At 69.1% G+C, this 14761-nt stretch carries 17 protein-coding genes; 13 read left to right on the top strand and 4 right to left on the bottom strand.

What is annotated here, in order from left to right; translation table 11 throughout:
- The first annotated feature begins 9 nt into the window (after positions 1-9).
- Both menD and RI211_RS13715 read left to right on the top strand, forming a co-directional pair.
- Positions 10-1659 carry a 2-succinyl-5-enolpyruvyl-6-hydroxy-3-cyclohexene-1-carboxylic-acid synthase gene (gene menD / locus RI211_RS13720; RefSeq protein WP_315638432.1) on the top strand — a complete coding sequence of 550 codons (1650 nt, stop codon included), beginning with the start codon at positions 10-12 and terminating at the stop codon, positions 1657-1659.
- Positions 1660-1675: 16 nt separating this feature from the next.
- A complete protein-coding gene (locus RI211_RS13715) occupies positions 1676-2518 on the top strand; it encodes a polyphosphate kinase 2 family protein (RefSeq protein ID WP_315638418.1) in 843 nt (280 codons plus the stop codon).
- Positions 2519-2530: 12 nt separating this feature from the next.
- Here RI211_RS13715 and RI211_RS13710 read toward each other — a convergent pair whose 3' ends face one another.
- Entirely contained in the window at positions 2531-3784 is a 1254-nt protein-coding gene (locus RI211_RS13710) for an isochorismate synthase (RefSeq protein WP_259955220.1), read from the bottom strand.
- A gap of 55 nt (positions 3785-3839) precedes the next feature.
- Here RI211_RS13710 and RI211_RS13705 point away from each other — a divergent pair, with 55 nt between their 5' ends.
- From RI211_RS13705 to RI211_RS13680, 6 genes are read left to right on the top strand one after another with little or no spacing between them, the layout of a single operon-like run.
- Positions 3840-4403 carry a DUF402 domain-containing protein gene (locus tag RI211_RS13705; protein ID WP_259955221.1) on the top strand — a complete coding sequence of 188 codons (564 nt, stop codon included), beginning with the start codon at positions 3840-3842 and terminating at the stop codon, positions 4401-4403.
- Complete coding sequence (locus RI211_RS13700) at positions 4400-5119, top strand: class I SAM-dependent methyltransferase (protein WP_259955222.1); 720 nt, start codon at positions 4400-4402, stop codon at positions 5117-5119. Before RI211_RS13705 ends, RI211_RS13700 begins: the two co-directional genes overlap by 4 nt.
- A 43-nt stretch (positions 5120-5162) precedes the next feature.
- Entirely contained in the window at positions 5163-6224 is a 1062-nt protein-coding gene (locus RI211_RS13695) for a polyprenyl synthetase family protein (protein ID WP_187662288.1), read from the top strand.
- Positions 6225-6280: 56 nt separating this feature from the next.
- A complete protein-coding gene (locus tag RI211_RS13690; protein ID WP_187662287.1) occupies positions 6281-7654 on the top strand; it encodes an FAD-dependent oxidoreductase in 1374 nt (457 codons plus the stop codon).
- A gap of 60 nt (positions 7655-7714) precedes the next feature.
- Positions 7715-8746, top strand: coding sequence for a hypothetical protein (locus RI211_RS13685; RefSeq protein WP_315638419.1), 1032 nt, complete (start codon positions 7715-7717; stop codon positions 8744-8746).
- Positions 8747-8783: 37 nt separating this feature from the next.
- The gene (locus RI211_RS13680; RefSeq protein WP_315638420.1) at positions 8784-9794 is read left to right on the top strand and encodes an alpha/beta hydrolase; all 1011 of its coding nucleotides are present in this window, start codon (positions 8784-8786) and stop codon (positions 9792-9794) included.
- On the opposite strand, the gene RI211_RS13675 is transcribed toward RI211_RS13680, so the two are convergent.
- The gene (locus tag RI211_RS13675; RefSeq protein WP_259955225.1) at positions 9785-10417 is read right to left on the bottom strand and encodes a GntR family transcriptional regulator; all 633 of its coding nucleotides are present in this window, start codon (positions 10415-10417) and stop codon (positions 9785-9787) included. The genes RI211_RS13680 and RI211_RS13675 overlap by 10 nt on opposite strands.
- 505 nt (positions 10418-10922) lie before the next feature.
- Entirely contained in the window at positions 10923-11225 is a 303-nt protein-coding gene (locus RI211_RS13670) for a hypothetical protein (RefSeq protein WP_315638421.1), read from the bottom strand.
- Positions 11226-11251: 26 nt separating this feature from the next.
- Between RI211_RS13670 and RI211_RS13665 the strand changes: the two genes are divergently transcribed.
- Positions 11252-11803, top strand: a complete 552-nt coding sequence (locus RI211_RS13665; protein ID WP_315638422.1) for a helix-turn-helix domain-containing protein — start codon at positions 11252-11254, stop codon at positions 11801-11803.
- A gap of 306 nt (positions 11804-12109) precedes the next feature.
- On the top strand, positions 12110-12565 hold the full coding sequence (locus RI211_RS13660) for a hypothetical protein (RefSeq protein WP_315638423.1): 456 nt from the start codon (positions 12110-12112) through the stop codon (positions 12563-12565).
- A gap of 389 nt (positions 12566-12954) precedes the next feature.
- Here the strand turns inward: RI211_RS13660 and RI211_RS13655 are convergent, their stop codons facing one another.
- Positions 12955-13302 carry a DUF7882 family protein gene (locus RI211_RS13655; protein ID WP_313362632.1) on the bottom strand — a complete coding sequence of 116 codons (348 nt, stop codon included), beginning with the start codon at positions 13300-13302 and terminating at the stop codon, positions 12955-12957.
- A gap of 141 nt (positions 13303-13443) precedes the next feature.
- Here RI211_RS13655 and RI211_RS13650 point away from each other — a divergent pair, with 141 nt between their 5' ends.
- The 3 genes from RI211_RS13650 (at position 13444) to RI211_RS13640 (ending at position 14441) form a co-directional block, all read left to right on the top strand.
- On the top strand, positions 13444-13734 hold the full coding sequence (locus tag RI211_RS13650) for a hypothetical protein (protein WP_315714282.1): 291 nt from the start codon (positions 13444-13446) through the stop codon (positions 13732-13734).
- Positions 13735-13844: 110 nt separating this feature from the next.
- Positions 13845-14177 carry a DUF7882 family protein gene (locus RI211_RS13645; RefSeq protein WP_315638425.1) on the top strand — a complete coding sequence of 111 codons (333 nt, stop codon included), beginning with the start codon at positions 13845-13847 and terminating at the stop codon, positions 14175-14177.
- Between the two features lie 45 nt (positions 14178-14222).
- A complete protein-coding gene (locus RI211_RS13640; protein ID WP_315638426.1) occupies positions 14223-14441 on the top strand; it encodes a hypothetical protein in 219 nt (72 codons plus the stop codon).
- Positions 14442-14761: the final 320 nt, after the last annotated feature.

Genomic DNA, 14761 nt, shown 5'->3' with positions numbered 1-14761 from the left:
TCGCCGGCGATGGAGGCCGCGGCCTCCCTGTTCGCCGACCTCGTGTCCCACGGCGTGCGTGACGTCGTCCTCTCGCCGGGGTCGCGTTCGCAGGCTCTTGCGCTCGCCGCGGCGGCCTTCGCCGACGAGGGCCCGCTCCGCGTGCACGTGCGGATCGACGAGCGGGTCGCCGGATTCACCGCCCTGGGCATCGCCAGGGAGACCCGCGTCCCCGTCGCGGTCGTGTGCACCAGCGGCACGGCCGTCGCGAACCTCCTCCCGGCCACGATGGAGGCCTTCCACTCCGGAGTGCCGCTGCTGCTGCTCACCGCGGATCGGCCTCCCGAGCTGCGGGGGGTCGGTGCGAATCAGGCCACCGTCCAGGAGGGGCTCTTCCACCCCTGGGTGCGGGCGCAGATCGACGCCGCCGTCCCCGGGGACGGCGACTGGGACGGCCTCGCCGCGCGAGTGGTCGCCCTCGCGCTCGGAGCGGCGGATGCCGAGTCCGGGCTTCCCGGCGTGGCCGGCCCCGTGCACCTGAACCTGCCCTCCCGCGAGCCGCTGTCGGGCGCGATGCCCTCACGCACGCTGACACCGGGGGAGCCGCCGCGGCTTCCGGAGCCGGAGGCGTTCCCGCTGGAGCGCGGTCCCCGGACGGTCGTCCTGGCGGGCGCCGATGCGGGCGCTGAGGCGGAGGAGGTCGCCCACGTCGGCGGCTGGCCGCTCATCGCGGAGATCGTCAGCGGCGCGCGATTCGGGCGCCAGGTGGTCCACGGGTACCGCCGGCTGCTGTCCCGCGACGACGTCGGCGGGCGCATCGAGCGGGTGGTCGTGCTGGGCCACCCGACGCTCAGCCGCGAGGCCGCGCGCCTGCTCTCCCGCGCGGACGTGGAGGTGGTCGCGGTCCGCAAGGGCGGCGAGGAGTTGAACCTCAACCACCGCACGCGCGCCGTCGCGGCCGTCGCGGTCGCCCCGGGGGAGACCGACAGGGAGTGGCTCGGAGCGTGGATGCGGGCCGCCGCCGCCGAGGCCGTGGATCTCAGTGAGAACGCGCCCGACACCGAAGGGCTCTCCTCCACCGACGTCGCCGCCCGCCGCGTCGCCGTGCGCGCGGAACTCGACGCCGTGCGCCGCCCGCTCGACCGCGAGCGCCTCGTGGATGCGGTGTGGCGGGCCACCTGGCCGCATGACCGCCTCGTGTTCGGATCGTCGCGCCTGGTCCGCGTCGCCGACGAGGTGCTCGGCGGCAAGAAGGTCCCCGTGCACGCCAACCGCGGACTCGCCGGGATCGACGGCACGATCGCCACCGCCACGGGCGTCGCGGTCGCGAGCCAGGCCGCCGGGGCGCCGGGTGTGACCCGGGTGCTGCTCGGCGACCTCGCGTTCCTCCACGACGTCGGTGCGCTGCTGTTCCCGAGCGACGAGACGGAGCCGCGCCTCCAGGTCATCGTGGGCAACGACGGGGGTGGCACGATCTTCGACGGCCTGGAGGTGGCGGGCACCGCCCCCTCCGCGCACCTGGATCGTGTGTTCTACACCCCGCACGGTGTCCGCCTGGAGCACCTCGCGCTCGCCTACGGCTGGGAGTATCAGCGGGTCACCACGCGCACCGCTCTCGACCAGGCGCTGACGACGCCGCGCGGCGGTCGCCAGATCATCGAGGTGCCGCTGCCGCGGTGACTGGCATCATGTGCGTATGAACGCGCACACCTGGACGCAGAACCTGCGGGTGCGGCCCGGCTTCCGCCTCGCCGACGTCGACCCCGAGAGCAAGCCCGGCTATGACCACGGCAAGTCCCGCGGCACGGCCGACCTCGAAGCGGGTCTCGAGCAGCTGAACGACCTGCAGGAGCGGCTGTTCGCCGAGAGCCGGGTGGGCACGGCGCAGGATGCGGTGCTGCTCGTGCTACAGGCGATGGACTCCGCGGGCAAGGGCGGCATCGTGCGGCACGTGGTCGGCGGTGTCGATCCGCAGGGCGTGGCGCTGGCGGCGTTCAAGGCGCCGACGGAGGAGGAGCGCCGGCACGACTTCCTGTGGCGCGTCGAGAAGCGGCTCCCCGAGCCCGGGTTCATCGGGGTGTTCGACCGCTCGCACTACGAGGACGTGCTCATCGGACGGGTGCGGCAGCTGGCCGATCCCGCGGAGATCGAACGCCGCTACGATGCGATCAACGCGTTCGAGGAGCGCGTCGCGGCCTCCGGCGTCCGCATCGTCAAGGTCATGCTGCACATCTCGCCGGAGGAGCAGAAGGCGCGGCTCATGGAGCGTCTGGAACGCCCGGACAAGCACTGGAAGTACAACCCGGGCGACGTCGACGAGCGGATGCTCTGGCCGCAGTACATGGAGGCGTACCAGACCGTCTTCGACCGCACGTCGACGGAGGCCGCTCCCTGGTACGTCGTGCCGGCGAACGCGAAATGGTACGCCCGGCTGGCCGTGCAGGAGCTGCTGCTCGCCGCCCTCGAGGACATCGATCCCCAGTGGCCGGTCGCCGACTTCGATGTCGAGGCCGAGAAGAAGCGCCTCGCCGCGAGCTGACCGCGGCGGACGTCAGGCCAGCGCGTCGACGAGGGGACGGAACTTCACCCGCGTCTCGAGGAGTTCGCTCTCCGGATCCGATCCGGCGACGATCCCGGCCCCGGCGTAGGCGGTGACCGTGATCGCGTCCTCGGCCGTCGTGAACTGTGCGCACCGCAGGGCGATGGCCCACTCGCCGTTGCCGTCCGCGTCGACCCAGCCGACCGGCCCGGCGTAGCGGCCGCGGTCGAACGGCTCGAGCTCCCGGATGGCGGCGATGGCCGTCGGTGTCGGAGTGCCCGCGACGGCCGCGGTCGGGTGCAGGGCGCGCACGAGGTCTAGGGCCGAGCGGCCGTTCTCCATCTCGCCTTCCACGTCGGTCGCGAGATGGAAGAGGTTGGGCAGCTTGAGGAGGAAGGGCTGCTCGCTCGCCGCCAGCGCCCTCGTGTACGGGCGGAGCGACGCGAGCACGCTCTGCACGGCGTACTGGTGCTCGTCGAGGTCCTTGGTGCTGGAGGCGAGGTGCGCGGACGCGGCGGTGTCCGCGTCGGCATCCGCTCCGCGTCCGATCGTGCCGGCGAGCACGCGGGCGGTCACCGTCCGGTCCTGCACGGTGACGAGGGTCTCCGGGCTCGCGCCGATGAGCCCGTCGACCGCGAAGACCCAGGTGTCCGGGTACCCGGTGGCCAGTGCCCGGACGAGTCGCCGCAGGTCGGAGCCCGCGGGGATGGTGCCCTGGAGGTCGCGGGCGAGGACCACCTTGCTGAGCTCGCCGTCCGCGATGCGGGCGAGCGCTCCCCGCACGGCGTCCTGGTAGCCCTGGGGGCTCTGCGCTCCCGGGCCCACGGTGCCGGCCCAGTGCGGTCCGTACTCTGCGGGCTCGACGGCGCCCGGCGCACGGTCGTCGTCGCTGCGACGGATGCGGGTCTCCCAGAAGCGGTCCCCGTGGCGGCCGAGGATCCGCGACGGGATCACGAGCACGCTGTCGGCGTGCGAGTCCTCGTCGAAGGTGAAGGCCCCGAACGCGACGAGCCCGGTCCCGGGGAGTCGCAGCGGATCGGAGACCGCGGCCTCCGCCGAGAGCCCCTGCCAGAGCGCCGCGAGGGATTCGGCGCGGGTGCGTCCCTCCTTGGCCGGCGGGCGGAGCTCGGCGAGCGGCTCGCCCACCGCCACGATCCCGTCGCCGCGGCGGAACCAGGCGAGCGGGCGGGCGGGGTCCGCGAAGGAGAGGAGGTCTTCGACCGGGTCGATCTCTCGGGTCTCCACGACCAGGGGGGTGTGCTGCACGACTCCAGCCTATTCCGCGGGGCGTCGGCGGAGCCCGCGGACGTAGGGTGGGCGGATGAGCGATGCGCGTCCCGCAGGCGGTGCCGAGATGATCTTCCAGTGGCGCAAGTGGGACGGGTCGCCGCACTGGCGTCACGAGTGCGTGTACCTCGGCGCCGACCGGTGGGGCGACTGGGTGGGGCAGCCCGCCGGCTGGCACAGCGCCCGTCCGGGGGCGGAGTTCCATGCGGCCACGCCCAACGTCACCCTCGTCCCGCCGAGCGCCGACTTCGCGCTCACCGTCAATCGCCGCCACCCCCGCGGCATGCGCGTCTACATCGATCTCGGGTGGGACGTCCGGTGGTCGGACGATCCCCTGCTCGCGATCGGCATCGACATGGATCTCGACGTCGTCCGCGTGGAGGGCGAGCGCGGCACCTGGGTCGATGACCGGGACGAATGGGCGGAGCACAGCGCCCGCTACGGGTACCCGGCCACCGTCATGCGGCATCTGGAGGAGCTGGCGCTCGACCTCGAGACGCGGGTCAGGGAGCGCACGGCGCCGTTCGACGACGCCACGGCCGATCCGTGGCTGGACCGGCTGGAAGCGCTGGAGCTCGCGCCTAGACTGGACGCGTGACCGCGAACGACAAGAACCGCGCCGATCTCGGCAAGGACCCCGCCCGCGTCAGCGGCATGTTCGACCAGGTCGCCGCCGGGTACGACCGCACGAACACGGCGATGACGTTCGGCAACGACGCGCTGTGGCGGGCCGCGACCACCCGCGCCGTCGCCCCGAAGCCGGGGGAGCGCATCCTCGACCTCGGCGCGGGGACCGCGTCTTCCTCCGCCTCCCTCGCCCGCAGCGGCGCGCAGGTCGTCGCGGCGGACTTCTCGCCCGGCATGCTCGCCGAGGGTCAGCGCCGCCACGGAGCGATGCGGAACCTCTCCTTCGTGCAGGCGGACGCCACGGCCCTGCCGTTCGCGGACGACGAGTTCGACGCGGTGACGATGTCCTACGCGCTGCGGAACGTCAACGACCCGAAGAAGGCGCTGCGCGAGCTCTACCGGGTGACCAAGCCGGGCGGCCGCCTCGTCATCAACGAGTTCTCCACGCCGCCCGGGAAGCTCTTCCGCGGGGCCTACCGGTTCTACAACGCGCAGGTGCTCCCGCGCGTGGCCCGCGTCGCCGGCACGAACGGCGACGCCTACGACTATCTGAACGAGTCGATCCGCGACTGGCCCGACCAGAAGCGGCTGTCCGAGTGGATCAGGGAGGCGGGCTGGCGCGACGTCGCGTACCGCAACCTCACCTTCGGCATCGTGGCCCTGCACCGGGCTCGCAAGCCCGCGTGACCACGGCGCGAACGGCGGCACCCGACGCAGGTAGGCTGGGACCGTGACTTCGAGCCCCAGCGCCCCGGGTTCGCGACTCGCGAGCCGTCTCGGCTTCAGCGATCGCGTCTTCGTCGGTCCCGCCGCGCGTCGCATCGCCCGCACCATCGAGGACGGACTGGAGCTGGTGGAGACGGGGCTCGCGGACGACGTCCGCGTCGCCGACCCGCTCGCCGACGCCGCCAGCCGCTACCTCTACGAGGCCGGTGGCAAGCGCATCCGTCCCGTGCTCACGCTGCTCGCGGCCCAGCTCGGCGACGGGAACACCCGAGAGGTGATCGACGTCGCGAAGGCGCTGGAGATCACGCACCTCGGGTCGCTCTACCACGATGACGTCATGGACGGCGCCGACCGCCGACGGGGGGTTCCCGCCGCGCAGACGGTGTGGGGCAACAACATCGCCATCCTCACCGGCGACATCCTCTTCTCGCGGGCCAGCCAGCTCATGTCCCGCCTGGGTGAGCGGGCAATCCGACTTCAGGCCGATACGTTCGAGCGCCTGGTCCTCGGGCAGATGCACGAGACCCTCGGCCCGCAGCCGGACGACGACCCGATCGCGTTCTACATCCAGGTCCTCGCCGACAAGACCGGTTCGCTGATCGCGGCGGCCACCCAGGGCGGCGTGATCTTCTCGAACGCCCCCGCGGAGTACGAGGAGCCGCTGCGCGCCTACGGCGAGAAGATCGGTGTCGCCTTCCAGCTGCTCGACGACGTGATCGACCTGTCGGCCAAGCCCGAGGAGACCGGCAAGGTCCCGGGGACCGACCTCCGCGCCGGCGTCCCGACCATGCCGTACCTCCTGCTCAAGGCGGAGGACGACGACGCCGCGGCCGATCTCGCCGCCCGCATCGACGACGGCGTGGCCCTCATCGCCGACGGCGCCGACCCCGCCATCCTCGACGGACCGCTGGACGAGCTCCGCGACCACGCCGTCACCCAGAAGACACTCGAGCTCGCCCACGCCTGGACGCAGGAGGCGATCGACGCCCTCACCGCCCTTCCGCGCGGCACCGTGCGCGAAGCGCTCACCCGATTCGCCGAGACCCTCGCCGAGCGCTCCAGCTGACATCGCGCGGGCCGAAGGCCCGGGTGTCTGCCGCGACGGCACACGAAAGGACCTCCATGACCAAGCTGAGACTGGCCATCGTCGGTGCAGGCCCCGCGGGCATCTACGCCGCGGACATCCTGCTGAAGGCCGAGCGCAAGTTCGACGTGTCCATCGACCTGTTCGAGCAGCTCCCCGCCCCCTACGGACTCGTCCGGTACGGCGTCGCCCCCGACCATCCGCGCATCAAGGGCATCATCACCGCCCTGCGCGACGTGCTCGACCGCGGCGACATCCGTCTCTTCGGCAACGTCCGCTTCGGCGAGGACATCACGCTCGACGACCTCAAGAAGCACTACAACGCGGTCATCTTCGCCACCGGAGCGATCCGTGACACGTCGCTGGACATCCCCGGCATCGATGCGGTGGGCTCCTACGGCGCCGCCGACTACGTGAGCTGGTTCGACGGGCACCCCGACGTGCCGCGCGAATGGCCGCTGGACGCCGCGTCGGTGGCGGTCCTCGGCAACGGCAACGTCGCCCTCGACGTCTCCCGCATGCTCGCGAAGCACGCCGAAGACCTCCTCGTCACCGAGGTCCCCGAGAACGTGTACGAGGGCCTCAAGGCGAGCGCCGTCACGGACGTGCACGTGTTCGGCCGCCGAGGGCCGGCTCAGGTGAAGTTCACGCCGCTGGAGCTCCGCGAACTGGGGGAACTGCGCGACGTCGACATGGTCGTCTACGACGAGGACTTCGACTACGACGAAGCCTCGAAGGACGCGGTCGCGAGCAACAAGCAGGTCATGGTCATCGACCGCATCCTGCAGTCGTGGCGCACGCGCGACTCCGTCAACAACGCAGGCGGCACGGCATCGCGCCGCCTGCACCTGCACTTCTGGGCCCGCCCGGTCGAGGTCCGCACCGACGAGAACGGCCGTGTCGCGGCCCTCGTGTACGAGCGCACCCAGCCGGACGGCCAGGGCGGTGCGGTCGGCACCGGGGAGCTGCGCGAGGTCCCGGTCCAGGCGCTGTACCGGGCGATTGGCTACTTCGGCTCGCCGCTGCCGGGCGTCCCCTTCGACAAGAAGCACGGCGTCATCCCGAACCACGAGGGCCAGGTGCTCGCGAAGGACTCCAACGACCGCGTCCCCGGCGTGTACGCCACGGGGTGGATCAAGCGCGGCCCGGTCGGCCTCATCGGCCACACGAAGTCCGACGCCATGGAGACCGTCCGTCACCTCATCAACGACCAGGGCTCGTGGTGGCACCCGGAGGACCCGTCCGAGGAGGCCATCCCGGCACTGCTCGCCGAACGCGGCGTCGCCTGGACCGATCTGGACGGCTGGCACCGCCTCGACGAGCACGAGATCGGCCTCGGCGCGCCCCAGGAGCGGGCGCGTGTGAAGGTCGTCCCGCGCGACGAGATGGTGCGCGTCTCCCGCGGCGAGTGAGTCGTCTCGGCGCCGGGGCGTGCTCCCGGCGCCGGGTCCCCGCAGCCCTAGGCTGAGGCCATGCGACCTCGTGCACTCCTGGCCCTCGGCGCCGTGGCCGTGCTCCTGCTGTCCGGCTGTGCGCCCGAACCCGAGGTGAAGCCGACCGGGACGCCGTCGGCCGCGATCACGCCCGCCCCGACGGACGCGGCGGCGCAGGCGCCCACCCCGGCTTTCGACGTGGACTGCGCCGATGTCGAGGCGGCGATGTCGGCCGCCGGCGGCGATGTCGGCGGTGAGGTGGCCGAGGTGCTCGGCGTGTGGTCGTCGCCGAGCTGGTACCCCGGTCCGGCGCAGCACATGTTCCAGCGGGCGGGCGGGATCGCCTGCTCGGCGGGAACGGCGGAGCACAACTGGGAGGTCACGATCCTCCCCGGGGCCGAGGAAACGGTCGCGGGCGCGGAGTCGCGCGGCGGCTACTACGGTGAGGAATCCCGCTGCGAGAGCGGCGGGTACTGCTTCTTCCAGCTCCTTGACGGCGAGGTGCTCGTGTCGGCGACCGTCGTGGACCCGGAGAAGGGGCCGGACGACACCGCGGCGTTCGAGGAGGTCCTGCGCGCGCTCGGCGCCGCGGCCATGGCGTCGCTGCGGGAGGTGGATGCGCCGGAGAGCCCGGTGGAGGGTGTGGACTGCACGCGGTTCCTCACCGCGACGGAGCTCGCGGAGCAGGTCGACGCCGAGGTGTACGTGGTCGACGCGTTCGGCGGGTGGTCCATCCCGGCCGAGGTCTACCAGGAGCGCAACGGTGCGCGGATCTGTTACTACGCCTCCGGGGACGACGAATACGCCGCGCAGGGGTACATCATGCTCACCACGCTGCCCGGTGGCGCGTGGGCGTTCGACAAGCTCGAGGGCGAGGAGGAGATCGAGGTCGAGGGAGCGGATGCCGCCCGCACCGGCGTCGACGAACTCCGCCGTCCGGTGCTGGATCTCCGCGTGGGCGCGGACTGGCTGCGTCTCACGACGTTCGACGGGTCCGGAATCGACGACCTCGCGCCGATCGCGGCCACCATCGCGGACGACTTCGCCGTGGCCCGTCCCGGCGGAGAATGACCGCCGTGGGCTAGCCTGGGCGCGAGGGGGAGGACGCATGGCCGAGTGGGTTCCGGATGTTCTCGGCGATGAGTTTGCCCAGCTCACCCTCGACCTCGGCAGCGACGAGCAGGGTCCGGTGGTCGCCACTCTCGTGCGGGCTCTGCCGACTCCCGTCCCGTGGTGGGAGCGTGCCCGGCGCCGTCGCCCGCTGCTGGAGGGCGTGGACGTGCTGTACGTCCACGGATGGTCGGACTACTTCTTCCAGAAGCGGTTGGCGCGGTTCTGGACGGCTCGCGGCGCCCGCTTCTTCGCCCTCGATCTGCGCAAGTACGGGCGCAGTCTTCGGGAAGGACAGACCCCGGGCTACATCACCGATCTGTCCACCTATGACGAGGACATCGCCGCGGCCCTGGACGCCATGGGACGCGGCGACGGCGGTGAGGAGAGCGGTCGTCGTCTGATCCTCTTCGGACACTCGACCGGTGGCCTGACACTGAGCCTGTGGGCGTCTCGGCATCCCGGTGCGGCCGACGCCCTCGTCCTCAACAGTCCCTGGCTCGAGTTCCAGTTCGCCCCCGTGCGGGCCGCCATCGCTCCCATGGTGGAGTTCCAGGCGCGCATCCGGCCGCTCGACGTCGCGCCGCAGATCGACCTCGGCTACTACACGCGGGCCCAGCAAGAGGTGGCCGACCCCGACGACCCGATGGAGGTCAACACCGCGTGGCGCCCGGTGCAGACGATGGCCGTCTACGCCGGGTGGCTCAACGCGATCCTCTCCGGGCACAAGTCCGTCGCGGCGGGTCTGAACATCGCGGCGCCGGTCTGCGTGCTGCTGTCGGCGCGCTTCGTTCCGCCGACCCGCTGGTCGGAGGAGCTCACCTCCGCCGACTCCGTGCTCGTCGTCGACGACATCGCCCGCGCGGCCCTGCGGCTGGGGTCCACGGTGACGGTCGACCGGATCGACGGTGCGCTGCACGACGTCTTCCTGTCCCGACACGAAGCGCGCGAGGACGCCTACCGTCGCCTGCACCGCTGGGTCGTCGGCTGGCGCGCCGCTCACACGTAGTACATCGCGCGGGCGAGACGCTCCGCCTCGTCGCCGTCACCGGTGCGCACCGCCTCGGCGAAATCGGCATACACCTCGCGCATGCGTTCGCGATCGCCGGGACGCACGACCCATCCGCGCAGGTTCCGGGTCACGGCCACGGCGACGTCATCGATGAGCATCCGGTGCTGGCGGTTGCCGCTGTGGTCGGCGAGGTAGGCGAAGACCGCCCATCGCGCCCGTGCCGTCGATGCGCCGTCGGCGAGCGAGTCCTGCATCCGCGCGATGAGCTCCAGGACCCGCTCGCGGTGGACGGCGCTGAGTCGCGGCACCGCCATCCGGGCGGTGATCCCGCCCTGATAGCCGGCGAACTCCAGCGATTCGGCCACGACCTGCGGCGTGACCATCGTCACCTCCGTGTACCGGCTCGGGTACATCGTCACCAGCCCCAGGCGCTCCAGGCGCTGGAGTGCTTCGCGCACGGGCGTCCGCGAGACGTGGAGTTCGTCCGCCACGTCGACGTCCCGGATCCGGTCACCCTCGGCGAACTCTCCCTCCGTGATCAGCCGCCCGATGTGGTGGAACACCTCATCCGCCAGCAGCTGCTTGTTCTCTCCGATGCTCTTCGACTCGATCTGCCCCATGGCCCAGCCCCCGGTCGTTCTTGGTCTGCCACCGGCGTCCACTCCCGGGCGGTGAGGGGAGCGACGGTCGCAGGATTGCCGTCATGCCTCCACGGAGGGCCGATCCGCGTGGGGGCGCGCAGCGGGCGGGGAGGCTTGTCATGAACCCGGGACCGGTCGACGTGCGACGCCGGCAGACCCCAGGCCGACGCGAGCTTCGGGGGCCCGCGCCGCTCCCTCCCCTGAGTCGGCGTGGCATCCTCGAAGCGCATCCACCGCGGCGATCGGGCGTCGGGCGGGGATGGCGTCGGAGTCGTGACGAGTCACGACCGCTTCCAGTCTCGACGAAGAACACCGATATCCCGGTATGCGTTGACCGGAGAAAAGAAGGGGCTCGGGATGACTCCCGAGCCCCGATCGCCGACGCGTGTGACGTCAGCGGTAGTTGATGAACAGTGCCGGGGTGGTTGGTGATCGTTGGCGGCTAACGCGTGCGCTGGGATTCCGCGGGATTGGGTGTTGGCAGTTACTGGCAGGTGTGGGTCAGATCGGTATGCTTTGCGGACTCAGTGCGGACTGAATCGCATGGTTCATGAAAGCCGGCGACGTCGGAACGTACCTCGTCCTTCGGCATGGTCCCGTCAGGGGCGATTCTCATGGTGTACTCATACACCCGCTCGATGTTCTTGGCACCCTCGTCGTCAGGCGCGACGGCCCGGTTCGGCACGCGCTCCACAACCGGTTGCGCTCTGACGCCGCCGACATGAAACCGGTGCAGCTCTTCACGGACTACCCGGCGCACGATCCGCTCAAGATCCTCCGCGTTCATCCGGCAATGCTAGCTAGTCTCGATCCATGCCTATGGGTGGAGAGCTTGGAATCCAGACCGGGGAGTATTGGGCTTTCAGAGCAGGCACAGCATTGCCGCTTCAACGCGCGCTGATTCTGAATCCGGGCCTGTACTACGAAGCGAGCATTCGGGTTCGCCTGATCGATGACCCGGCCGTCGTGGAACTGTGGACGACTCGCGCCAAGCTCCCCTGCAAGTGGAAAGACCTCGATGAGTACATGGCGACGCATCCGGACGTTCCGCGCGGTTACCCGCAAGCCCCGGAGCCACCCGAGCAGCCAGATCCCGCCGCCGTGCGCCTGGCCTTCACCGCGAACGAGCTGCGCTCCATCATCCACGATGAGCTGGTGAACGCGCTCGGCTCGCAGAAAATCGCGTACACCCTCAGGGAAGCCGCCATCGCGACAGGCGTTAGTGTCACGACGATCAGGGCCGCCGTCAAGACGAATCGACTCGTTGCGAACTACGTCGGCGCAAAGCCGTTGTTTACCCCGGAGGCGCTCAGGGCGTGGGTCGAGTCACTGCCGGACGAGCCGTGGAGGGTGACCTACCGCTGAACAGGACCCCGGCGCGACTACGAGCGCAGCGATCACCTAGTCCGAGTAGATCCTCGTCGGGATCCGACGAAGGTCTCGAACGACAAGACTTCAAGAGGGTCGCAAGACGACGGTCTTGATAAGGCTTGGGCTTCGCAGACCTACCGTTGCCCACCTGCTCATCATCGACAAAGTCTCGACAAGACTAGGTCGTCGCGTAACGACGACCTACAGTCACAGGCTCATGAGTCAGATGCAGGTCAGTCACGCTCTTCGCGTCAGGACGAGCGTGCCCGGTTCGGTCAGTTCTGAAGTCCGAGGAGTTGCTTGGAAGTGAACCCGGATCTCATTCTTGTCGATGATTGCGTTGGCCCTGGCGCCCTTCACCGTGACACCAAGAAGGATCTTCTCGTAAGCAGCGAGAAGATCCCGGTCAGCGTCTACGAGTTCGCTAAGAAGGACGAGCTAACGAACTCCAACGGCGGTATCTACGACATGACGGATGACGTTTCGGACGAACACGAAGATCTAGACGCGACGCTCGTGCTTCCGTCTCCTCGCGAGTTCTTCCAGCACGCTCAGGAGAAGTCGGATATCTACGGCATGACTGATGACGTTACGGATGAGCAGTTCGAAGAGGTGCTTGCGGAGGCCAAGGGCGAGGGCAACATGTCCCGTTCCAACGTCGTCAGGAAGATCAAGAATCTCCCCACCTTCTCTGAGGCGCAGGGGGCAGGAAGCAGGCGAGATCGCCACCACTGCTTCCGCAGCGGCTCAGCGTGAGGCTCGCAAGCGCGACGACAGCACGGAGTCGCGTCTAGATTTCGTGCTCGCCGCGCTTAGCCGCCACGCTGGATGTCCCTGTCGATTCGTTCGACCTCAAGGTCACCCTGCTCCCAGAAGACGGGGATCGGAACTAGACCAAGTAGCTCCGATCCCCACCTTCCAGTATCCATGGATCACCATGAACAACAGCACAGTCAAATACGGGGCCGAGCGACCGTACGAAGGTTCGGCCGCGGCGGTTCTGGGGCATGGGCAGGCTGCTGCGCTACCGCTCTACATCAGCGTCGAGTGAGAAGAGTTGATCCCCTCCCCGCGGCGGGCGGGAAGGGGATCAACCGAGCGAGCTGCGCCGCAAGATGGGCGCGCGCTCCCCTCCCCGGTGCCGCCTATTCTGCCCCGAGGTCGGCCAGGGCGGAAGCATCGATTTCCACGGGGGTGTCAACGACCTCGTCCACGAGGGTGATACCGCCGGAGGAGCTGGCTTCCATCATTAGCGCCTGAACCCACTTCGCGTTGAGCTGCGGGTTCTCCGGTGTCTCGAACGTGAAACGCAGCGGGATGGACGGGTGAAGCCAGATCGTGGAGCGACCGGGGGCATCGCCCTCTGGGTGCTTCCAGGAAAGGGTGAAGCTCTCGTTGCGGCGCAGCTTGGTCGCGATCGCGACCTTGAGGTGCGCGAGAGCTCGGTCTTCGATGTGGATCTCGCTGCTGTCGCCGTACTGGATCGTTCCCATGGGTTCACTCTACGGGGCGACGGTCTACGCATGTCGGTTTCACACATGAGGCAGATGCGCAATGCCCCATGACGCGGGGCGAGTCGTGCGTAGTCTGAGCGGAGCACACGCGTGCGTGTCCCGATGAGCTGGCTACAAACGATGCACAAGATTGTCATGACCCCCACTACACGAATCAGCATCGACGGAGAGACGTTCATCTTGGCGGAGGACTGCGACGTCGGTGATCTGATGGGCCGCATCGAGTCGGCCTCGCACGGGGAGTCCGGGTTCGTGACTTTCGCTTCACGGTTCGAGACGCTGAGCGTGCTCGTCACCCGTTATACGAGAGTCGTGGTCAGTGTCGAGCATTCCGTTGGGGAGGCGCCTGGTTCTGAGACCGGTGCCGCTCAGGACTGGTACGACGACTATCCGGGAGACAACTGGGTCTGATCTCGCCGTTATCTCTTGCCGTTCTGCGGGGGGAGGTAGACGAAAGTGGGGTGTCCGTCCGTGCTGTTAGGTGGGATTGTGGGTATCACTACGAGCGATAGGAACCCGTGATGGGCAAGTTCATATATGACGGCGGACCGAAGACTGAGATCGAGGACCGTGCGCTCACGCATATCCAGCTCGTCATGACGGCGAAGCTCCGACGTGGTGAGCCCTTCCCCTTCTCTTGGAAGGAAGATGCCAGTGCGGGCGGCGGCCGAACCACGGTGTGGGTGCACGCGGGTTCGTCTCTTGTGTTCAAGTACGCGGGGAGCCGCCAGCCTGCTATCAATCGCGCATGGGTTGAAGCTCTCGCCTACACGGCCAACGCGCCCACCGGCCTGTACCTTGTGCCCGAGCCCGCCAACACGGGAGCGGTTGAGCACTTGCCGGGTGTCGTCTAAGGGCTTCATTCACTCCGGTGCTCTTTCGGGGTTACCGTTTTGAGCGTGGAACTCGACGACCCGAATCTCCCCGACTCCGCGAACCGCTGGTTGCTTGCGACGTCTGATCAGGTGCAGGCGCTTGCTATCCAGTGGCATGCCGACCCGGAGAACGCGAACATGTCCGACATCGTTGACACGCTGCTGGCGCTTGCTGAGGCGCAAGCCCGAATCATCGCAGCGATGGATCTGCGTATCCAGGCCCTCGAGCACCGTCATCGCTAGCCGTTGGAGCGAGCTTCCTTCTTGCGTTCCTTGTGCGCGTCGTGATCCCCAACTCCTTACAGAGAGGGAACAAGCGGGTCCAATGAATGTCCAACGCGTCGTCTACCTCGAACGCGACCACCCCGCGGCCCGTAACCCCTGTGGTTGCCCGCGCCGCCAGGGATGCCCATTCGTGTGTCGAGAAGGGGTAAACGTTTGGGACCGGGGTGCCGACGAGCTTGACGCCATCGCCGAGGACGTACAGTCCCTCAATGTCATCAGGGTGCAGGCCTGGCACGGTGTACTCGCCCGGAGCCACCCGAAGCACATTGCGTCCCGCT

It is taken from the genome of Microbacterium meiriae (assembly GCF_032364335.1).
GTDB classification, from domain to species: domain Bacteria; phylum Actinomycetota; class Actinomycetes; order Actinomycetales; family Microbacteriaceae; genus Microbacterium; species Microbacterium meiriae.
This window is presented reverse-complemented; position numbering and strand designations above follow the sequence as displayed.

Excerpts from the sequence above, each read along its gene's own strand:
- menD (WP_315638432.1), top strand. The coding sequence starts at position 10 with ATGGAGGCCGCGGCCTCCCTGTTCGCCGACCTCGTGTCCCACGGCGTG.
- RI211_RS13715 (WP_315638418.1), top strand. The coding sequence starts at position 1,676 with ATGAACGCGCACACCTGGACGCAGAACCTGCGGGTGCGGCCCGGCTTC.
- RI211_RS13705 (WP_259955221.1), top strand. The coding sequence starts at position 3,840 with ATGAGCGATGCGCGTCCCGCAGGCGGTGCCGAGATGATCTTCCAGTGG.
- RI211_RS13690 (WP_187662287.1), top strand. The coding sequence starts at position 6,281 with ATGACCAAGCTGAGACTGGCCATCGTCGGTGCAGGCCCCGCGGGCATC.
- RI211_RS13685 (WP_315638419.1), top strand. The coding sequence starts at position 7,715 with ATGCGACCTCGTGCACTCCTGGCCCTCGGCGCCGTGGCCGTGCTCCTG.
- RI211_RS13680 (WP_315638420.1), top strand. The coding sequence starts at position 8,784 with ATGGCCGAGTGGGTTCCGGATGTTCTCGGCGATGAGTTTGCCCAGCTC.
- RI211_RS13675 (WP_259955225.1), bottom strand. The coding sequence starts at position 10,417 with ATGGGGCAGATCGAGTCGAAGAGCATCGGAGAGAACAAGCAGCTGCTG.
- RI211_RS13670 (WP_315638421.1), bottom strand. The coding sequence starts at position 11,225 with ATGAACGCGGAGGATCTTGAGCGGATCGTGCGCCGGGTAGTCCGTGAA.
- RI211_RS13665 (WP_315638422.1), top strand. The coding sequence starts at position 11,252 with ATGCCTATGGGTGGAGAGCTTGGAATCCAGACCGGGGAGTATTGGGCT.
- RI211_RS13655 (WP_313362632.1), bottom strand. The coding sequence starts at position 13,302 with ATGGGAACGATCCAGTACGGCGACAGCAGCGAGATCCACATCGAAGAC.
- RI211_RS13650 (WP_315714282.1), top strand. The coding sequence starts at position 13,444 with ATGCACAAGATTGTCATGACCCCCACTACACGAATCAGCATCGACGGA.
- RI211_RS13645 (WP_315638425.1), top strand. The coding sequence starts at position 13,845 with ATGGGCAAGTTCATATATGACGGCGGACCGAAGACTGAGATCGAGGAC.